The organism is Paenibacillus sp. S33 (assembly GCF_053615415.1).
This window is the reverse complement of sequence record NZ_JBSIEZ010000001.1, coordinates 5,399,004-5,416,662: the sequence shown is the minus strand read 5'-3', so window position 1 is coordinate 5,416,662 and position 17,659 is coordinate 5,399,004. Positions and strand designations below refer to the sequence as shown.

Annotated in this window: 23 protein-coding genes and 1 pseudogene; 9 read left to right on the top strand and 15 right to left on the bottom strand. The window is 44.5% G+C overall.

Going from position 1 to position 17,659, the window contains the following annotated elements; all coding sequences use genetic code 11:
• The first annotated feature begins 195 nt into the window (after positions 1 to 195).
• Complete coding sequence (locus ACWGXJ_RS24605) at positions 196 to 825, top strand: YfbR-like 5'-deoxynucleotidase (protein ID WP_069290707.1); 630 nt, start codon at positions 196 to 198, stop codon at positions 823 to 825.
• A 175-nt stretch (positions 826 to 1,000) separates the two neighbouring features.
• Positions 1,001 to 1,987 (top strand): aldo/keto reductase, encoded by a 987-nt coding sequence (locus ACWGXJ_RS24600; protein ID WP_028540908.1) that lies wholly within the window; start codon positions 1,001 to 1,003, stop codon positions 1,985 to 1,987.
• Between the two features lie 98 nt (positions 1,988 to 2,085).
• Here the strand turns inward: ACWGXJ_RS24600 and ACWGXJ_RS24595 are convergent, their stop codons facing one another.
• The 6 genes from ACWGXJ_RS24595 to ACWGXJ_RS24570 form a co-directional block, all read right to left on the bottom strand.
• Positions 2,086 to 2,385, bottom strand: a complete 300-nt coding sequence (locus ACWGXJ_RS24595; RefSeq protein ID WP_025719163.1) for a spore coat protein — start codon at positions 2,383 to 2,385, stop codon at positions 2,086 to 2,088.
• On the bottom strand, positions 2,382 to 2,591 hold the full coding sequence (locus ACWGXJ_RS24590) for a hypothetical protein (RefSeq protein WP_238807980.1): 210 nt from the start codon (positions 2,589 to 2,591) through the stop codon (positions 2,382 to 2,384). The genes ACWGXJ_RS24595 and ACWGXJ_RS24590 overlap by 4 nt, the downstream gene beginning before the upstream one ends.
• Positions 2,592 to 2,623: 32 nt before the next feature.
• Entirely contained in the window at positions 2,624 to 3,760 is a 1,137-nt protein-coding gene (locus ACWGXJ_RS24585; protein WP_250260059.1) for a zinc-dependent alcohol dehydrogenase, read from the bottom strand.
• Positions 3,757 to 4,137 (bottom strand): spore coat protein, encoded by a 381-nt coding sequence (locus ACWGXJ_RS24580; RefSeq protein ID WP_250262153.1) that lies wholly within the window; start codon positions 4,135 to 4,137, stop codon positions 3,757 to 3,759. The genes ACWGXJ_RS24585 and ACWGXJ_RS24580 overlap by 4 nt, the downstream gene beginning before the upstream one ends.
• Positions 4,138 to 4,177: 40 nt before the next feature.
• Positions 4,178 to 4,429, bottom strand: coding sequence for a hypothetical protein (locus ACWGXJ_RS24575; RefSeq protein ID WP_061829797.1), 252 nt, complete (start codon positions 4,427 to 4,429; stop codon positions 4,178 to 4,180).
• Between the two features lie 98 nt (positions 4,430 to 4,527).
• Complete coding sequence (locus ACWGXJ_RS24570; protein WP_452567953.1) at positions 4,528 to 6,078, bottom strand: FAD-dependent oxidoreductase; 1,551 nt, start codon at positions 6,076 to 6,078, stop codon at positions 4,528 to 4,530.
• Positions 6,079 to 6,235: 157 nt separating this feature from the next.
• Between ACWGXJ_RS24570 and ACWGXJ_RS24565 the strand changes: the two genes are divergently transcribed.
• Positions 6,236 to 6,904: a hypothetical protein gene (locus ACWGXJ_RS24565; RefSeq protein WP_446675270.1), complete on the top strand. Its 669-nt coding sequence runs from the start codon at positions 6,236 to 6,238 to the stop codon at positions 6,902 to 6,904.
• A gap of 211 nt (positions 6,905 to 7,115) precedes the next feature.
• Here ACWGXJ_RS24565 and ACWGXJ_RS24560 read toward each other — a convergent pair whose 3' ends face one another.
• From ACWGXJ_RS24560 to ACWGXJ_RS24550, 3 genes are all read right to left on the bottom strand, one after another.
• Positions 7,116 to 7,409, bottom strand: a complete 294-nt coding sequence (locus ACWGXJ_RS24560; protein WP_016822569.1) for a DUF1330 domain-containing protein — start codon at positions 7,407 to 7,409, stop codon at positions 7,116 to 7,118.
• 139 nt (positions 7,410 to 7,548) lie between these two features.
• Positions 7,549 to 7,920, bottom strand: coding sequence for a winged helix-turn-helix transcriptional regulator (locus ACWGXJ_RS24555; protein ID WP_452567781.1), 372 nt, complete (start codon positions 7,918 to 7,920; stop codon positions 7,549 to 7,551).
• A gap of 207 nt (positions 7,921 to 8,127) precedes the next feature.
• Positions 8,128 to 8,751, bottom strand: coding sequence for an acetate uptake transporter (locus ACWGXJ_RS24550; RefSeq protein ID WP_069290703.1), 624 nt, complete (start codon positions 8,749 to 8,751; stop codon positions 8,128 to 8,130).
• Positions 8,752 to 8,967: 216 nt separating this feature from the next.
• Here ACWGXJ_RS24550 and ACWGXJ_RS24545 point away from each other — a divergent pair, with 216 nt between their 5' ends.
• From ACWGXJ_RS24545 to ACWGXJ_RS24535, 3 genes are all read left to right on the top strand, one after another.
• Positions 8,968 to 9,324: a nucleotide excision repair endonuclease gene (locus ACWGXJ_RS24545; protein ID WP_452567780.1), complete on the top strand. Its 357-nt coding sequence runs from the start codon at positions 8,968 to 8,970 to the stop codon at positions 9,322 to 9,324.
• A 108-nt stretch (positions 9,325 to 9,432) separates the two neighbouring features.
• The gene (locus ACWGXJ_RS24540) at positions 9,433 to 10,377 is read left to right on the top strand and encodes a helix-turn-helix transcriptional regulator (protein ID WP_452567779.1); all 945 of its coding nucleotides are present in this window, start codon (positions 9,433 to 9,435) and stop codon (positions 10,375 to 10,377) included.
• A 266-nt stretch (positions 10,378 to 10,643) separates the two neighbouring features.
• Positions 10,644 to 11,165 carry a DinB family protein gene (locus ACWGXJ_RS24535; protein ID WP_452567778.1) on the top strand — a complete coding sequence of 174 codons (522 nt, stop codon included), beginning with the start codon at positions 10,644 to 10,646 and terminating at the stop codon, positions 11,163 to 11,165.
• On the opposite strand, the gene ACWGXJ_RS24530 is transcribed toward ACWGXJ_RS24535, so the two are convergent.
• The 4 genes from ACWGXJ_RS24530 to ACWGXJ_RS24515 form a co-directional block, all read right to left on the bottom strand.
• Positions 11,098 to 11,634 (bottom strand): Crp/Fnr family transcriptional regulator, encoded by a 537-nt coding sequence (locus ACWGXJ_RS24530; protein WP_069290701.1) that lies wholly within the window; start codon positions 11,632 to 11,634, stop codon positions 11,098 to 11,100. The genes ACWGXJ_RS24535 and ACWGXJ_RS24530 overlap by 68 nt on opposite strands.
• 37 nt (positions 11,635 to 11,671) lie before the next feature.
• Positions 11,672 to 12,412, bottom strand: a complete 741-nt coding sequence (locus tag ACWGXJ_RS24525) for an SDR family oxidoreductase (protein ID WP_452567777.1) — start codon at positions 12,410 to 12,412, stop codon at positions 11,672 to 11,674.
• Between the two features lie 30 nt (positions 12,413 to 12,442).
• Positions 12,443 to 13,021 carry a TetR/AcrR family transcriptional regulator gene (locus tag ACWGXJ_RS24520; protein WP_061829804.1) on the bottom strand — a complete coding sequence of 193 codons (579 nt, stop codon included), beginning with the start codon at positions 13,019 to 13,021 and terminating at the stop codon, positions 12,443 to 12,445.
• A gap of 132 nt (positions 13,022 to 13,153) precedes the next feature.
• Complete coding sequence (locus tag ACWGXJ_RS24515; RefSeq protein ID WP_250260065.1) at positions 13,154 to 13,699, bottom strand: glutathione peroxidase; 546 nt, start codon at positions 13,697 to 13,699, stop codon at positions 13,154 to 13,156.
• A gap of 279 nt (positions 13,700 to 13,978) precedes the next feature.
• On the opposite strand from ACWGXJ_RS24515, the gene ACWGXJ_RS24510 reads away from it, so the two are divergent.
• The gene (locus ACWGXJ_RS24510; protein WP_250260066.1) at positions 13,979 to 14,707 is read left to right on the top strand and encodes a YheC/YheD family protein; all 729 of its coding nucleotides are present in this window, start codon (positions 13,979 to 13,981) and stop codon (positions 14,705 to 14,707) included.
• A 115-nt stretch (positions 14,708 to 14,822) separates the two neighbouring features.
• On the opposite strand, the pseudogene ACWGXJ_RS24505 reads toward ACWGXJ_RS24510, so the two are convergent.
• A pseudogene (locus ACWGXJ_RS24505) lies at positions 14,823 to 15,532 on the bottom strand (SDR family oxidoreductase).
• Between the two features lie 162 nt (positions 15,533 to 15,694).
• Between ACWGXJ_RS24505 and ACWGXJ_RS24500 the strand changes: the two are divergent.
• Together ACWGXJ_RS24500 and ACWGXJ_RS24495 are read left to right on the top strand one after the other, a co-directional pair.
• Positions 15,695 to 16,045, top strand: a complete 351-nt coding sequence (locus ACWGXJ_RS24500) for a winged helix-turn-helix transcriptional regulator (protein ID WP_452567776.1) — start codon at positions 15,695 to 15,697, stop codon at positions 16,043 to 16,045.
• Positions 16,046 to 16,206: 161 nt separating this feature from the next.
• Complete coding sequence (locus tag ACWGXJ_RS24495) at positions 16,207 to 16,695, top strand: hypothetical protein (protein WP_452567775.1); 489 nt, start codon at positions 16,207 to 16,209, stop codon at positions 16,693 to 16,695.
• 88 nt (positions 16,696 to 16,783) lie between these two features.
• On the opposite strand, the gene ACWGXJ_RS24490 is transcribed toward ACWGXJ_RS24495, so the two are convergent.
• Positions 16,784 to 17,524: an SDR family NAD(P)-dependent oxidoreductase gene (locus ACWGXJ_RS24490; protein WP_452567774.1), complete on the bottom strand. Its 741-nt coding sequence runs from the start codon at positions 17,522 to 17,524 to the stop codon at positions 16,784 to 16,786.
• Between the last annotated feature and the right edge of the window lie 135 nt (positions 17,525 to 17,659).

The following is a 17,659-nucleotide window of genomic DNA, read 5'->3' as shown; positions in this document are numbered from 1 at the left end:
TAGGATTTTGAAAAAATTCGATTCCAGTCGCTTATTGGATTTTGCAAACTCCTCTTTTATAAAGTGTATAGCAAAAATTGTGTATGTGCTACATGGTGGACTCAACTTGATATTGCGATAATCTACTGTTAATAGTTGAGGTTTATAGTGGGTTTATATTGACTATCTCATATATTTTAAAGGATGGATGCAATGATGGGAATTCACACGTATTTTCGGTCGCTAAATGAACTGGAAAGAATCATCCGTTGTCCGGGTAAGTTTAAATTTGAGGAACACAGCGTATCGGCTCATTCCTGGAAAGTGGTGCAATATGCCAAAACGCTAGCAGATATTGAAGAAAGAAATGGTGTCAGTATTGACTGGAAAAAGCTATACGAGATTACGAGCAGTCATGATTACGGGGAGATTTTTATTGGAGACATCAAAACGCCAGTTAAGCATTCCTCTAAGGAACTACGGCTATTAATCCAGCAGGTCGAAGAAGGTATGGTTGAGTATTTTATTGAAGAGAATATTCCCGAGGATTTTAAAGCCATTTTTCGCAAGCAGCTAAGGGAAGGTAAAGATGATTCTGTAGAAGGTTTAATCCTTGAAGTTGCAGACAAAATGGATCAGGTGTACGAAGCATTTGCTGAGCTTCAGCGGGGAAATACTGAAAAGGAATTTATAGTCATGTACCGTAATGCACTTGTGAAAATCAAGAATATTCAATTACACTGCGTTAATTATTTTTTGGAAAATATCCTGCCCGATATGGTCAAGGAAGAAACGCCCTCATCCATTGATATCAAAAAGATTACGGAAGAAGCCTTAGCTTTGTAAATGAATTCCCCTACCGTCCAGAAGCTACTGAAGCGCTTCTGTTCATACATAATAATTCCCCTTTCAAAACCAGACAACGCTTGACTTCAAGTTAACTTTAAGTAGTAACATACGGAATGTGACGTAGTGATTAGGAAATGCGATGACTATTCTGACAATTGAGGAGTGATACAAATTGAAAAAGAAACAACTGGGTAACAGCGACCTTCAAGTATCTGCACTGGGTCTGGGCTGCATGGGAATGTCCGAATATTACGGTGAGTTGAATGATCAGGAGTCGATCAAAACGCTTCATCGTGCGCTGGAGCTAGGGATAAACTTCTGGGATACTGCCGATGTCTACGGTGTGGGGAAAAATGAAAAACTGATAAGCCAAGTTTTGCGGAGCCACCGTGACGAAGTAGTGTTAGCTACTAAATTTTCTATTATGCGTGGGGAAGATGGCGCATTTATGGGTGTAAGTGGCCGTCCCGAATATGTAAAAGAGGCATGCGACCGCAGTCTGCAAAGACTAGGAGTAGATGTGATTGATTTGTACTACCAGCACCGTGTCGATCCGAATGTACCTATTGAGGAAACGGTGGGTGCGATGAGTGACCTGGTTCAGGCGGGAAAAGTCCGCTATTTGGGCCTGTCCGAAGCTTCTCCGGGGCTCATTCGACGCGCTCACAAGGTACATCCGATTACAGCCCTGCAAACGGAATACTCCTTATGGAGCAGGGAAGCAGAAGATGAAGTTATACCGACGTGTAAGGAACTGGGCATCGAATTTGTGGCCTACAGTCCACTTGGACGCGGTTTTTTGAGCGGGCAAATTCAGAAGTTTGATGATTTTGCTGAAGATGATTTCCGTCGCTCTGTGCCACGTTTTCAACCTGAGAATTTCCAGAAAAATCTGGATCTTGTGCAGCATGTTAAGGACCTTGCTGCCCAAAAAGGGGTCAAACCTTCTCAACTGGCGTTGGCATGGCTGCTTGCGCAAGAGGGAATTGTACCGATTCCGGGAACCAAGCGGGTTACGTATTTAGAGGAAAATGCAGGAGCAGTTGATGTGGTTTTGTCCGCAGAAGAAATGGAGACTATTAACGCAATCATCCCCAAAGGAATGGCAGCAGGCCTTCGTTACCCGGCCGAGCGGATGCCAAATTGGCAAGCCGAATAATGAAGATAATGAGATAAACCCAAAGCCGTCTTTCACGCGAATCGGCGTGAAAGGCGGCTTTGTGGGTTTCATAGATTAGCAGGACGTACTTTTTCTTTTTACAAAACGGGAGCTTGCAATGCAGTATTGATATTTTGCAGATCCATCGAAAGCTGCTCTTTTACGTTCCAAGGGTGATACCAGCCGCGTTCAATCATGTACGTGGAAATTTGCTCATGCGTATCAATAGCTTCATCCAGTTGCTTTGTAAGAATCGCCTTAATTTCTGGAGTTCCCGCTTCTGTTACGGCCATAGCGTAATTTCTCACACCGCTTTTGGCCGCGTTCAGAAAATCAGCTGCAATGACTTGGTCCGTTAAGGTATGCAGTCCGGTCAAATGCTCCAATAGTGTATTCATGGCTTAACCTCCTGTGAACTGGCTTGATCTAAGAGGGTGCCGAGTTCTTGTAATTGGCGGGTCGATAAGTCAACATCCTGCTGTAATATAGCTTTGAGAGTCGGATCAGAGATCAATGCTTGCATTGTTTTGGACTTGGTAAGACATACTGTTTTGAACGCTGACAGTTCATGGACTTCAAGGGTTTCGTGCAGGCCATACACCATATGACGTTTACCTCCAATACTCCAATATATAGTTAAGGTTTAAGTACCACTTTGATGCAATTGTCTTGTCTGGTATCGAAAATTTCATATCCACGTTTGGCGTCGCTTAACGGAATGACGTGTGTAACAACGTCTCCTGGGTCCACCTTTCCCGTATCAATCAGCTCATACATATATGGCATATAGTGAATAACGGGAGCCTGTCCCGTACGTAAATTAACATTTCGCTGAAAAATGTCTCCCAAAGGAAAACCGTTATATCGTCCGCCGTATACCCCGGTAACTTGAATGGTCCCGCCTTTGCGGACAGCTTGTGTGGCTATGACCAACCCTCCTAAAGCTCCACCGTGAAGTTTGAGACCAGAAGCCAAGGATTCCAGCGGAGACATTTTACCGCTCATGCCGGAGCAATCAATAACTACGTCCGCGCCTCCTTTGGTCATCTCCTTCAGGTAGTTGCCAACGTTTTCTTGCGATTCCACATTAACGATCTCCACGTGATTGGTGCGCTTCGCGTGTTGCAGACGATAATCCAGATAGTCTGCCGCAATGACTCGTTTTGCCCCTTTGAACCAGGCGAACTTTTGCGCTAACAGACCTACCGGCCCACAGCCAATAACAATGACAGTATCCCCCTTCTTCACTCCGGCATTATCGACGCTCCAAAATGCAGTAGTCATGGCATCAGCAATCAGGCAAAGCTTCTCGTCAGGATGTTCACAACTCTCCGGAATTTTGAAGTGAGTGAAGTTGGCAAAAGGCACACGTAAATATTCAGCTTGTCCACCCGGATATCCACCGGTTGTTCCTGAATAGCCGAAAAAGCCGCCCATTTCTCCATGCTCATTAGAATGATCACATTGGCTTTCCAATTGGTTTTTACAATAAAAGCATTCACCGCACGCTATGTTGAACGGAATGATCACGCGGTCTCCCTTTTTCAAGTTGGTTACGCCGCTGCCGACTTCTTCTACAACCCCCATCGGCTCATGCCCAATTACATAATCCTCTTGTAGATTCGGAATCATTCCATGAATGAGATGCAGATCTGAACCACAAATAGCGGTTGTTGTCAGTCTGATAATCGCATCATCGGCTTTTTGAATACTCGGGTCCGGAACATCTTTAACCACAACGTTTTTGATACCTTGGTAGGTCACTGCTTTCATGCCTGGTTTCCTCCCATATGTTCGTCCGGCGTGCGATCAAACATACCCTTGCGGGTGGTATCGTCTGGGAACAGTTTCATTTTACTGATGTCCACCGTCTTGTTGGCTGATAGTTGATCCAATTGATACTGCTTTTGCAGATCATAGGGATGAAACCATTTTTTTCGTACCATAAGATCAGTGATTTCCTGATGAAACGCGATGCCTTGATGCAATTGATCGCGCAACAGAGTTCTAGCATCTGGAGAGACGGTTTCCGTCAAGGCTATGGCTGTATTTCGAACCCCTTCCTTGACGCGAATAAGAAAGTCCATTGCAAATGTCATGTCTGCCATTTCTGGCATATTTAATGAGTTTTTTGGATCCACATAATCCATTTTAGCGGACTGGGTCTGATCTAATGTCACATCATTCACCTCAATTTAATATTGGTGTGGGACGGAATTCTGGAACAGGTGCCTGAAACGGTGCTTTAACATACAATGCTTGCAAATCGGCAATAGCTTGTATAGATTGCTGAACATCTTTTTCCATTAAATCCTTTAGCTCTTGATCGAATACCAAGCCCTGCATTAATTTGGACTTAGCTAAGCATAACGTTTTAAAATTAAGCGCTTCGTGGATCTCTAGGGACTCATGCGCCGCTAATGCAGACTGTTGGCTTATCATAGGATCACCTTTCTTTTATGATTCTCAAAGGTATGTTGTCCAGCGTAACTATGTTTATTCAGAGCTATGAAAAGGTTGGGTTACCGGGGTGTAGCTCTTCATGTAGGGCTCTTGCCGACTTCAACCTTGCCAAGCGATTTTTTGGCCGGACCTTCAATGACTTCGCCTTGATATGAAAAGCGTGAGCCATGACAAGGGCAATCCCATGTTCTTTCCGCCTCATTCCACTCGACTTCGCAACCCATATGGGTGCATGTTGTGTCCACTAGGTGTAATGCTCCTTGTGGGTCTTGGTATGCGCCCGCCCTTTTGCCGTTCACCCGAATGACCGCCCCTTCGTCGTGCTGCAGTTCTTCGGCTTTTTTGTAGTTGATCCCCAATTTCCCAGCAATCAAATGTTTAGCCACATTCGCATTTTGAGTCACAAATGTTTTAATGTCGGGGTCCATATGAAATCTTGAAGGGGAGAAAAGATCCTGATACGGGCTTTCCTCTCTGGTAATCAGATTCGTATTTAATAAAGCTGCCGCTACACTTGTGGTCATCCCCCATTTTCTATACCCCGTAGCAACGAGGATGTTAGAAGTGTTAGATAGTTCCTGCCCAATATAAGGGAGTTTGTCTAGTGTATATAAGTCTTGAGCCGACCAGCGATAAACGATCTCCTTTAATCCAAAGGTTTGCTCTGCGAACTTTTGTAAAGCTTCATAGTACTGGAAAGTACAGATTCCTTGTCCCGTTTTGTGGCCTTCCCCACCGACGATAACCATCGGTTCACCATTTATTAGTACAGAGCGAAGCGAGCGTTTGGGGGTTTCCGCACTAAGGTACATACCACCCGGATAGGTTTTGTCCGTCTTGACAGCTAGTACATAAGACCGCTCGGCATGCAATCGCGCAAAATAAAGACTGTTTGGATCATTGAACGGAAAATGCGAGGAGGATACGACATAGTTGCAGGTGATTTTGTGCTCGTCGCTTGTATTAATAATGGAGGGGGTTCCCTTATCCACACCCACAACGGTGGTCTGCTCATAAATCTTCCCGCCTTGCCGGATGACTTGATTGGCTAGATACCTTAAGAAAGGAATCGGATTAAACTGAGCTTGGTTTTCCATCATAATAGCTGCTTTAGTTGAAAAGGGCAGAGGCGTTTGTTCGACATAACTTCCCGGGATGCCAAGTTCCTTGTAAGCTTTATATTCGTCGTTGATTTTTTCCACAAGCGTATCCGCACATGTATAAACGTAGGCATCTTCTTCTGTAAATTGACAATCGATATGATACTCTTCTACCGTTTGTCTGATAAATTGAAGAGCATCACGGTTGGCTTCGTAATAGAGCCGGGTTTTTTCCTTGCCAAAATGTGAAAGAAACTCGCTGTAGATCAAATCATGTTGTGCGGTAATTTTGGCGGTCGTATGGCCCGTTGTTCCATGAAGTATCCGCCCTGCGTCGACGACTGCGACGTTTAGTCCTTTTTTAGAAAGTAAATAAGCAGTGGTAATACCAGTAATCCCCGCACCTACAATGGCAACATCCACCTGAATATCTTCACTAAGCTTGGGAAAGTTGGGGATGTCAGTTGAAGCTAACCAATATGATTCGGGAAATTGCGGAAATGTGGTACGAGATTCGCCTTGTGTCATTTTCACAAGCACCCCTTTGATTACAATTATTGTATACATTGTTATCATTGTATGATTTTATATACCCTAAAAAGGGATACTTTCAGCCAGCTTTCATCTTGTTTTCAGCTTGACCGGGTACAATCAAGGCAATTTTCCCGGGGAGGATGCATAACTAATGAAAACAAAAATGAGAAGGAAGGTCTGGATTCCGGCTATCATCGCAGTTACGGTAGCAGCTCTACTCATAATCTACTATTACTACATGTCCTCGGTTTCCGGCGGCAAGCCTGGCATGCGACCTCCGGGAGGTGGCAATGTACCAGGACACATGGGCGGACGTCCCGGCGGAAAAGGTGGTGGGGGAAACGGGGAAATATTTAATACCTTGGGTACGATCTCCGTTTTTCTTGGGGCGGCCTCTTTCTGTTGGTTCTGGTTTAAGAAGAAACTGAGATCGCCGTCAATGCTGGTTCGAAAGGCCGGAAAGTTGTTTCACTCCTTGCATAAACTGCTGGGTTGGGCGACCTTGATTCTTATTGCCGTTCATGGTGTCTATTTCCTGATTACCAAATTTCAAGATCACAAAACCTACTCCGGTCTAGCAGCCTTTGCTATTATACTGGCTATCTCCGGGTACGGCTTCTATATTAATAAAGTACGCAACAAGTGGATGCGAACCATCCATCGTATACTTGGACTGCTGTGGGTTCCCGTGCTGCTGCTGCATGTCGGCGGAACTGCAATTATGGCGGTCATCGCCACTCTTGCCGTGGGGGGACTAGTCTGGACACTCGACAGAATGGCGGAGAAAACGTTGAAGCCTGTCGCAGGGGACACTCTATAATTTTATGGAGCGGTGTTACCTTCATCCGGGGGAGAACAAGATGCTGGCGAAGGTGTACGGTTACATTTTTTACGTTGTACTGGAAAAAAAACTGCTACGTCCTATTAAGGACGTAGCAGTTTGTTTTATTGAATGACTATGAAATTAGATAAGCTAGTTACCTAATTCGAGTGCGAATTGTCCTAGTATATGAAAAGTAGCAGAACAGGAGTTATGCTCTTCCGTTAACCAGAATAACATTAGCTTGAGTTCCTGATTGGCGCAGCTTAATTAAGGGGGCGTAGTCATCGGAATAATAGAACTGCTTGGCAGCCTCGTAAGTCGGGAATTCGTGAACTACGACTATTGACGGCTTCCATGTGCCTTCCAGTGTCTCGGGCTGTGGATCTAGCGTAAGGTTGCGGAATCCCGGCACTTTCTGCAGCAGCGCATCTGCTAGCTCTGCGTATTGTTTGAAAACAGCTTCTTCCTCTACTTTTATATCTACGATAACATATGCGCTCATATCCATTCTCCTCTGTATGTCGGACGGTGATCATACGTCCTAGGATTTCGCCGGCGAGCATTTTTAGCTTAATCCGACACGCGGAGATTGTAAATTAGGCACTTTTTTTATCCTCAGTTTCATTTATTACACCGGTTCGTTATTTCAGGTTTGAAAAGTCGGAGAGATGATGTTCGGCCTGAAATCGTTCTCCCCAAGCCTTCATTTGGGTGAGTATTGACTCAAGCGAAGCTCCGAGCGGGCTTAGCGAGTATTCCACTTTAGGCGGAACAAGGTGATGAACTTCGCGGTGAATGAGACCGTCTGCTTCTAACTCTCTCAGTTGGAGGGTCAGCATTTTTTGAGTGGCCGTGGGAAGTGCCCGCCGCAGTTCTTGAAACCGCTTAGTTCCACCCAGCAATTCGTACAGAATGATTCCTTTCCACTTTCCGCCGATAATGCTTAAGGTTACTTCCACCGGACAGCCTTTAGTCGGCGTGCAATTAACTCCATTGTTCAGCCGTTTTCTCACGATATCATCTCCTTTCACTTTGTTATTATACCAATATTGTACTTGGCAGTTTAGTTCAGATACAGCGACACAAGGCAGCACTTGACTTCAAGTTAACTTTAATAAGCAGCATCTAGTAGCAAGCCGAGTAATTCCATCCTTATATCCCCAAAGCCGTCCTTAACGCGGATCGGCGCGAAAGGCGGCTTTGTGGGTTTACATATACAGCTAAGGACGTGGCTTGAAAATGCCGAAAGGACGCCCGACGGGCAGAAATGTACGGCCAAAATGAGCATTCAGAACGGCAGCTCCTGTACCATACAGCGAGAGCAGACCAATGCCCATTTCAGCATAAGCGGCGATGGTATGGAACACCTCTGGGGCAACGCCAAATGCATCGAAGCTAAGACCGAGGAACAGAAAATCAATCAACACAAAAATAAAGAATAAAACCTTATGCGTCTCCATCGCTCCAATGGTCATGAAAAGCGTAAAGATGAGATAGCCCGCAAAGGCAAAGCCGAGCTGTTTGCCATCTACAGCAGATGCCAGCTCTGAGCCGAATACTCCCATTTTAATCATCCAGCTACTGGCTACGGCCAACCAGAAGAAGGCGTAAGCACCAAATGCCGTCATGCCGAAGGTGTTGTTATGTTTTGCATCCTGAATGGAGGCAAACAGCTGTGCAAAAGCACCGAGAAATATAGCCCAAGGGATGATGAAGCTTAAGCCTTCAGTGAGACCAAGCTTTTGGGATGAAGCCACAAGCGTTACAATAGCCAAGCCAAACAGGCCGATCGCACTCGGATCGGCCGTTATGATTTTTACGTTAGAATGAGATTCATTTTGCATAAAAAAATAGGAGCCTCCAATAATGTTCAAGTACGCGTCAATCTGCCGATGCCAGAATCACACTGACATATTGTAACGGAAACCGACGTACTCGCATAGTAGGTAAATTATAAAATTTCTACCGATCTGTCTTGTGATGGGGCAAGGATTATTAAATGGTGTTACCGCAGGATTTGTGATAATATTTACACCTATATAGAATGAGGAAGTGACATAGTGATTAATATAACAATTCCAACTCCGGATATCACGATTACCAAACAGGCTAACCCTGAGCTCAGCCATATTTACGGATTTACCGACTTTCACCTGATCCCTAGAGATAAGGCTGGTATCTTTATGTTCTACAACACACAGGAGGAATTGCTGTTTGTTGGTAAAGCAAGAAAGCTGAGACAAAGAATCAAAAAGCATTTTGAAGATACCGTATCGCCGATCAAGGACAAGCGGAACGAAGTAGCGATTATTGAGGTTTGTATTGTGGAAGATGCAGTAGAGCGAGAAATTTATGAAACCTACATCATCAATTCACAAAAGGCTAAATATAACGTCGAAAAAGTATTTTTTAAGTAATGGAGTAACTTCCATATGAAAAAAGAGCAATAAGTCGCAGTGACTGTACTGTCCTTATTGCTTTTTTGTATTTCTGCATTTTTGATCCTTCCAGAGAGGGGCCGTGGCATGAATAAAACAGATCGTATGCTAGCGATCTTGCTAGAGTTGCAGCGTAAGGATATTGTACGAGCCGAGGATTTGGCAGCCATATTCGAAACGAGTGTGAGGACCATCTATCGGGATGTTCAGGCTCTAAGTGAATCGGGCGTACCGATTGTAGGAGCACCGGGCATTGGATATTCCTTGATGGAGGGGTACTTCCTGCCCCCCTTGAGCTTTACCGCAGAAGAGGCTGTGGCGTTGCTAATCGGAACGGATTTTGTCGAACAAAAATTTGATGCAGACTACGGCATCAAGGCGCAAACCTCCCGCAGGAAGATTGAAGCTATATTACCGGAGAGCGTCCGCAGGGAAGTCTCCCGGGTGCGTAAGACCATCAGACTGCTCGCGGTGGGTGAAGGAGCAAACCATAGAGAGAAAACCTATTTGGAAACGCTGCGTCTCGCTGTATTGGAAAAACGGAAAGTACAGTTTGGCTACTCCAAAAGAATGCCAGAGGCTGACGGGAATCGTCAAAGTGTACGTGTGGTCGCTCCTTATGGTCTTGTCCTGCTCCGTGGTTCTTGGGTGTTAATTGGGCAATGTGAATTGAGGCAGCAGCTTCGCCATTTCCGTCTGTCACGTATGGACGAGCTTATCGTGCTGGAGGACAGGTTTCAGTTGCCTGTCGATTTTCATTTGCAGGATTACAAGCAAACCGATGACCGTCATGTAACTGTTCGCATACTAGCACGTTCGGATATCGCAGATAAGGTGAAGGAAGCGAACAACTTTTATATGGAGGCCATAGAGGAGCGTGCAGATGGACTGCATATACTCTTCCGCGTCAGACAGCCGGAGGAATTACTGCAATGGGTAATTGGATGGGGCGCGGATATGGTTGTGCTGGAGCCTGAGTCGCTCCGGGAGCGGATACGTACAGAAGTGGAAAAAATGTTGAAATGCTACTGACATAATGCTGTCAGTAGCATCAGAGTGTCGAGAAAGTCCAAAGGACTTTCCGGCACTTTATTTTTTATTTGGGGAGACTCAACTTTTAAAACAAAAATCGATTTAAAACGATCTGAGGACCCATTTTTAATTGATCAAAATGACCATTTTAAACCTCATTAAAAAAACAGGGGGTTTCTCGACAGCCTGATGCTACTGACATAATGCTGTCAGTAGCATTTTTGTATAGTAAAGTTACTTTGATAGAGAGGGGCAATTATTAATATATGAATACAACTGAAACATTACAGCGTTTCGAAGAAACGGCACAACACTATCTTCTTGAATTGGACAGCTTTAGCTTGGAGCAACTGCAGTACACACCTCAGGAGGGTCAATGGTCGCTTGGACAAATGTATCTTCATTTGGTGAACTCTGCACTGTATATGCATCTTAAGAACATTGATCTTTGTCTACAGCCTAATGGGGAGACCGGAGTTAAAACGGAGGCAGGCACGGCCATTTTTAATCTGGGGAGCTTTCTACCAATGCGTATCCAAGTTCCACCATCCCCGCAGTACACTCCCCAACAACCCACTAGCAAAGAAGAAATTGTGGAGGGATTAAACGTCGTGATCCGCAAGATGAGAGAGATTGAGCCAACCGTTGGGAAATCAACAGGGCCGTCTACCGTCTCTCATCCCAGTTTCGGCGCGCTGAATGCTGGAGAGTGGTTTTCACTCATCGAGATGCATTATCGTCATCATCTTTTGCAGAAGGAGCGCTTGAAGCACGCAATAGCCGATTAATCGTCTCCCGACGCAGCCCTATAAACTGGCCGATTTCCTCCTGCGTCAGCACGTCCGTTAACGTGGCGGGTGCGATGTAGGAGTGGAACCAGCGTTGAAGCTTCCGAAGCTTCTCGGCAGGTGACACCTCGGTGAGCTGGTCAATTCGTTGCTGCATCATGCGCAATTTGTCCTGTAGCTGCAAAGCGATCTCCCGACATTGAGCTGGGTCTTGCTCCAGCTTTAGATACCATTCTTTTTGCGACAAAACCCCAATCTCAGAGGTTACCAACGCCACCGCTGTACCATAATAAGGATTGGGGCTGATCAGGGAGTGGTGCGGAATGATTTCATCGGGCACAATCACATTAACTAAAATTTGCGAGCCGTCTTCATGGACTCGGACAATTTTTAACAAGCCGCTCTTTAAGTGATATAAAGGACCCGATTCTCCTTGTCGAAATAAGGTCTCGCCTTTGTGTAATATCATGAACGTAAACAGCCTCCATTCCATGTATTCCAGCTTTTTAGATGAACCCGCCATTGACGCGGATCGTCTGCCCGGTAACCCACTGTGATTTGGCGCTGACCAGGAACTCAATCACATCAGCGATATCTTCCGGTTCGCCGAGCCGACCCATAGCATTCATTTTTTTCATGCCTTCGATTTGCTGCTCGGTTTTTCCTGCTTGGAAAAGCTCGGTGTTCACAGGACCGGGAGCCACGGCGTTGATCGTAATTTGCTTGCTTCCGAACTCCTTGGCTAGCTGACGTGTAAATTGCTCCACTGCGCCCTTGGTACCTGCGTATACGCTATATGCCGGGAACATTTGTCCGATTACGGATGTGGACAGGTTCACAATTCTTCCGTAGTCCTCCATATATTTCATGGCTTGCTGACAGGCAAAGAAAGTGCCCTTTACATTCAGTGCGAATTGTTTGTCAAAATCAACTTCGGTTACCTCAGCCAGAGGTTGGGTGATCATCAGCCCAGCGTTGTTAACCAGAATATCCACTTTACCAAATTCAGCAATCGTATTTGTAAATAATGCTTCAATATCACTCATTTTTCCCAGATCAGCGTAAAGTGCTATGGCTTTGCCGCCTTTTTGGATAATGCTCTCGACGACTTCTTGGGCTTTGTCCGGACTGCTGGCATAATTGATGACTACATTAGCGCCTAGATCAGCCAGTTGCTCGGCAATGGCACGTCCAATCCCTCTGGAGGACCCGGTGATAATTGCTGTTTTTCCGTCCAAATGCTTCATATGTGTTCAGCCCTGCTTTCCATATCTATTTTAAGTGATTCCTTTTTCTAAAAGCGTCCACACATCCGAAAACTCCTGATTAATCACAGGGCTCTTCCATTCGTAAGCATGAGCGGGGTGATGAAAGCGGGCTGTGGCATAGAAAAGGGTACGCGCCAGTTGGGCTGGCTGATCTGATATGATGTCCCCGCGTGCAATGATATCAGCGAGATGATCCACAATGTGGGCGATATGCTGGTCGATTAAATCAGCGGCTTGCTCGGTGACCCTCGTATACATCTCGAACATTTCCTCGTCGTCGCGAGCATAATACTGTTTGAGTTCAACCAAGGTCTGTATATATCGTTTTAAATGTGGCGTTCCCAGTATAGATGAATTCTGACAGACCTCCGTTAACGGGCCAATAATCTTTTCGTTCAGCCATTTCTCGGTCACGCCTTCAAGAAGCTCGGCCTTACTTTTAAAGTGTCGGTAAATGGTGCCATGACTTACTCCCAATACTTTGGCAACATCGGTTACGGAGGTTTTGGCTACACCAAAACGCCTAAGTGTGTCTTCAGTAGCAATGAGAATCTGTTCCTTGGTTAGCACATCTGAGGATTTTTCCATAGGGACACGGTCAAGTGCCGTGTGAGTCACCTCCTTGAAGTCAGGATAACACAAAGAGTATCAAATGACAAATATTCATTTTTGTCATTTGATACTCTTTTTTTTAAGAATCCAAAGAAATGAACAGAAAAACTACAATAGCGATTCGATGACAGGATCAATGGTGCAGGGTTCCGTTGTTACTTCAAACCTTCCTTTTACCTGGCCATCGCGATCGACCAAGAATTTAGAAAAATTCCACTTGATACCGTCGCCAGCGTATATTTCTGGATACTTATCCCGCAGGAAATCCTCCATCCATTGACCGTCTTTGGTTTGGGTATCGAAGCCTTGAAACGGTGCCTGTTGGGTCAGATATTGAAATAAAGGATGAGGAGATGAGCCTCTTACATCCGTCTTCTCAAAGAGCGGGAAGGTTACTCCATGGTTAATTTGACAGAATCCCTGAACCTCCGAATTGCTACCTGGCTCTTTTTCATTGAATTGGTTACAAGGAAACGCGAGGATTTCAAAGCCTTGTTCCCTCCGTCTCTCGTAGAGCCTCTGCAGATCCGCGAATTGACTGGAGAAGCTACACTTGCTGGCTGTGTTTACAATGAGGAGAACCTTTCCTCTGTAGTCTGAGAATTCAATCGGTTTCCCGTTAATTGAGGTTGCTTGAAAATCATAAATAGACATGTTAACGTTCCTCCTCACGTTATTATTTAATACATCATATATCCAGAATCATTATTGGTCTAATATATTATTAGGATCAACTTTATAGGTATTTACAATAACTTCGTCATGCAGAACACATTGTCCATCTCTCTCTTGAAATCAAAGAAGACTCGCCTTAAAGAAAGTAGGAGATTTGCCTCTTTCATAGCAAACTGTGGCATTCGCCGTTACCAAGATAGAATATAGATGCATATTCATGTAATGTGTGCAAAAACCCAACAGAATCGAGGGATATTCGTGCCCATTGGAAAGATGATTCAATACAAGGAAATGCAACAACATCCCATTTTACGTTCTCACTTGCCCGAAACCCGCTGGATCAGTAATGCAAGGACTTTACGGATGCTGGATACCTATCGCACAGTCTTTATCAAGCCTAATTATGGGAGTGGAGGAACTGGCATCATACGTGCGAAAAAGCTGGGGAGGAAATATGAGGTTCGTTGTGGCTCCAGTCGCAGAGTCGTTAGATCCCACGCCGTAAGAAGAGCAGTTAGAACCTATCGGAGACCTCATCGTCGTTATTTGGTACAGCAAGGACTTAAGCTAGCCAAGTACAAAGGTTCCATTTTTGATGCCAGAGTGTACATGCAGAAGCCGGAATCGGAATGGGTCATTTCAGGAATAACCGGTCGTGTCGCTGCACCTCGAAAAGTCGTTACCAACTATCGGAAGGGAGGACATGCGGCGCCGTTGTCCAAAGTGCTTTTAAGGGTCTTTAAAAATGACAGAATAAAAATGAAAGAGATTCTGGACCAGATCATCGAGCTTTCTAGAATCATTGCCGACACGATAAATAAAAATCATCCGGTTCGCGAGCTGGGTATCGATCTTGCTATTGAAAAGAGCGGTCAAATCTGGATTATCGAGGCCAATCCGCATCCCGGACATATGTTGTTCAGGCAGCTCCCCAATCACAAGATGATTCGCAACATTTTGAGAAACAAACGTCGTATTCATCACTAGGATAAAGTTTTTGAAATCATTCATTGATAAGAAAAGGAGGAGAACGCCCAAGCAAAGATGCGGGAGCGTTCTCCGTTTTTTTTGTTAAATGACTGACGGATTTAAGACGAAGCTTTTATGTTAAAATGTGTCCGCCATCCACATGAAGGACGGTTCCGGTCACAAACTGATTTTGAATCAAATAAAGTACACCTCGTGCAACATCCCCCGCAAGTCCAACTCGCTTCACAGGAAGCTTATGCGCGACCGTATCATAGAATTGATTGCGCGAATTTTCAGGCATTTTGCTGCGGGAAGGTGTATCAATAATGCCGGGTGAGACGACATTCACGCGGATGGGAGCAAGTTCTAACGCCAAGGTTTGACCAAGATTCGAAACCGCTGCATTCACAGCACCGAGCGCAGAGGAGCCAATATCGGCTTGTATGCCACCACTCCTGAAAATAAAGTAATGGAACCTTTGTTTGAGAGTTGGGAAGCCCCGTATTTAGCTGCATAATATTGGCCCCAAAATTTGTTTTCGAAGAGCTTGCGGGCTTGATCCGTCTCCAATTGAAGGAATGACCCGCCTGATGTTTCTGCGGCGCTAACGATAAGATGATCATAGGGACCGACTTTTTCGAAGAAAGATTTTACCTGCTGCTCATCTGACGTGTCCAGCACATATATTGCAGCACGAGGGCCCAGCATTTCTTTGGCCTTGTGCAATTTATCCTCCGAGCGGCTGGCGATTACCACTTCCGCTCCAAGCGAAATGACTTGCTTAGCTGTTTCTAAACCGATACCTGAGCTTCCACCAATAATGACAATCTTTTTGTTTTGCAAATGGATTACCTCCTCGTATTAGAGAAAACATGACTTGCTACAGCGATATTGTATATGTAGTAAGTTTATTTAGGGAAGTAGTGATATTTAATTCATATAGTTTCCTAAAAGGAACTATTGTGATACCATTGGTTTTAACAGATGATTTTTGGAGGAGTTCCCATGCATGCCCAAAAACCTATTGAATTGACCAAAGGAATACCAGGCAAGCCGTGTCCTATTGCCCAAACACTTGATTTGATCGGAACGAAATGGACTTTTTTAATCATCCGTGATCTGCTTATCGAAGGAACACTGAGATTCAGCCAACTTCAGAAATCCATGAAGGGGATTAGTCCCAAAACGCTTTCCCTACGCCTGAAGGAACTTGAAGATAACGGCCTGTTAGAAAGAAAGGTATATGCCGAGGTTCCACCGCGAGTTGAATATTCGTTAACGGAAAAAGGGAAGCGACTGGAAAGTGTTTTTATTGAGCTGAAGAGATTTGGCTTAGATTTAGAAGCAGATCATTGAGGGATATGACTGCAACATTCCGAGGTATCGTTGAGCTGAACGATGCCTATTTCTTATATATATAAAGGGAAGCGCTTACTATAAAGTTCACAGAAAGTTCACTTATGTGGAGGTTTCGACTATTTATATAATTACCAAGGTACACAGAAGGGATGATGGAATTGCCAACAACGAAGAAAGAAGATTTTTATTTTGGTTTAATGATGTGCTTGGGAATGGTCGTATTCATGACATTTTATAATCTATATACAAATGACTTGATTGGCACAATATCTCTAAAAGTAATGTTTCTTCAATTTATTTTATGTTTTATCATTGCTTTCGTATTGGAATTATTTATTGTCGGTCCACTAGCAAAGAAAATAGCCTTCTCATTACCATACGACAAATCTAAAAAGGTATTTGTGATTCTGTCCCTTTCATGCTGTATGGTCATTGGAATGGTTCTTTGTATGTCACTTTATGGATTGGGGACAGCTTACTTTTTTAATGGTCTTTCGGGAGATTCATTATTTAAAAATTACTTATCTTTAGTTTTTAATAATTTTATTTTTGCTTTCCCTCTGCAGCTCTTAATTGTAGGGCCGCTTGTTCGGTACTTATTTGCTAAATTCGTGAAAGGTACACGAATTGCGGTATCTATAAGCTAAAACGTAGTCAACGACGGTATACGATAGCTCAAAAGCCGCCTTCTGTCTGAGAAGGCGGCTTGTTTTTTACGCAGAAGTCCCAGTATCTTTACAGTGTTTGTCCGCTGTCCACCGTAATGATCTGGCCTGTCATGGCTTCCTGTTCCAAAGCAGAGCAGATCATGCTCGCGATATCTTCGGGCGTGGAAATGCGCTGTAGGAGCAAATGAGGAAACAGTTGATTCATTTGTTCTTCTCTGCCTGCCCACCATCTTGTCGCTACGGCTCCCGGCACGATGCAATTGACGCGAATATCCGGTGCCAGTGCTCGTGCTAAAGATTTGGTCAGTCCGTGGACGGCCGCTTTGGATACCGCATAGGGAAGAGAGGAACCTAGCCCTGTTTGCCCTGCTATACTTCCAAGATTGACGATAGCTCCTTGTTTACTACGCTTCATAAAAGGAGCTACGGCTCTGGCACAGTAAAACATGCCTTTTACATTTACATCAAATAGATCATTCCATACCTCTTCCGTGGCTGACTCCAGATCATCCATAGGAATGTGATGTGTAATGCTAGCGTTATTCACGAGTATATCAATCGTACCGAATTGCTGGACAATCTGGTCAACCATAGTTCGAACTTCCTGCTCTCGGGAAACATCTGCCTGTAATGCGATAGCACGTCCACCCTTTTCAAGGATCATACGTACCGTTTCCTCAGCATCGTTTTTAGAGCGGGAATAGTTTACGACTATCGTAGCTTTTCGATCTGCCAAGGCCATACATGCGGCTCTCCCAATTCCTGTACCTCCACCTGTAACCAGTGCTACTTTTTGATGTAAATCCATATATATTCGCTCCTTCTCCAACCAGTTCATTTTGCGTCTGAAAATAATATGATCTGATATGTATCATTGTAGAGGATGTATTGTGTTCTGTATAATTGAATTAACTGAATTTATGATTCAATAAAATTGAATTAA

What these genes read in the sequence shown, in the direction of transcription:
- ACWGXJ_RS24500 (WP_452567776.1), top strand. Translation starts at nt 15,695, where the DNA reads ATGCATGCCCAAAAACCTATTGAATTGACCAAAGGAATACCAGGCAAG.
- ACWGXJ_RS24595 (WP_025719163.1), bottom strand. Translation starts at nt 2,385, where the DNA reads ATGAATACACTATTGGAGCATTTGACCGGACTGCATACCTTAACGGAC.
- ACWGXJ_RS24605 (WP_069290707.1), top strand. Translation starts at nt 196, where the DNA reads ATGGGAATTCACACGTATTTTCGGTCGCTAAATGAACTGGAAAGAATC.
- ACWGXJ_RS24520 (WP_061829804.1), bottom strand. Translation starts at nt 13,021, where the DNA reads ATGGAAAAATCCTCAGATGTGCTAACCAAGGAACAGATTCTCATTGCT.
- ACWGXJ_RS24550 (WP_069290703.1), bottom strand. Translation starts at nt 8,751, where the DNA reads ATGCAAAATGAATCTCATTCTAACGTAAAAATCATAACGGCCGATCCG.
- ACWGXJ_RS24530 (WP_069290701.1), bottom strand. Translation starts at nt 11,634, where the DNA reads ATGATATTACACAAAGGCGAGACCTTATTTCGACAAGGAGAATCGGGT.
- ACWGXJ_RS24540 (WP_452567779.1), top strand. Translation starts at nt 9,433, where the DNA reads ATGAATAAAACAGATCGTATGCTAGCGATCTTGCTAGAGTTGCAGCGT.
- ACWGXJ_RS24560 (WP_016822569.1), bottom strand. Translation starts at nt 7,409, where the DNA reads ATGAGCGCATATGTTATCGTAGATATAAAAGTAGAGGAAGAAGCTGTT.
- ACWGXJ_RS24515 (WP_250260065.1), bottom strand. Translation starts at nt 13,699, where the DNA reads ATGTCTATTTATGATTTTCAAGCAACCTCAATTAACGGGAAACCGATT.
- ACWGXJ_RS24580 (WP_250262153.1), bottom strand. Translation starts at nt 4,137, where the DNA reads ATGGATTATGTGGATCCAAAAAACTCATTAAATATGCCAGAAATGGCA.
- ACWGXJ_RS24525 (WP_452567777.1), bottom strand. Translation starts at nt 12,412, where the DNA reads ATGAAGCATTTGGACGGAAAAACAGCAATTATCACCGGGTCCTCCAGA.
- ACWGXJ_RS24490 (WP_452567774.1), bottom strand. Translation starts at nt 17,524, where the DNA reads ATGGATTTACATCAAAAAGTAGCACTGGTTACAGGTGGAGGTACAGGA.
- ACWGXJ_RS24565 (WP_446675270.1), top strand. Translation starts at nt 6,236, where the DNA reads ATGAAAACAAAAATGAGAAGGAAGGTCTGGATTCCGGCTATCATCGCA.
- ACWGXJ_RS24585 (WP_250260059.1), bottom strand. Translation starts at nt 3,760, where the DNA reads ATGAAAGCAGTGACCTACCAAGGTATCAAAAACGTTGTGGTTAAAGAT.
- ACWGXJ_RS24570 (WP_452567953.1), bottom strand. Translation starts at nt 6,078, where the DNA reads ATGACACAAGGCGAATCTCGTACCACATTTCCGCAATTTCCCGAATCA.
- ACWGXJ_RS24575 (WP_061829797.1), bottom strand. Translation starts at nt 4,429, where the DNA reads ATGATAAGCCAACAGTCTGCATTAGCGGCGCATGAGTCCCTAGAGATC.
- ACWGXJ_RS24535 (WP_452567778.1), top strand. Translation starts at nt 10,644, where the DNA reads ATGAATACAACTGAAACATTACAGCGTTTCGAAGAAACGGCACAACAC.
- ACWGXJ_RS24590 (WP_238807980.1), bottom strand. Translation starts at nt 2,591, where the DNA reads ATGGTGTATGGCCTGCACGAAACCCTTGAAGTCCATGAACTGTCAGCG.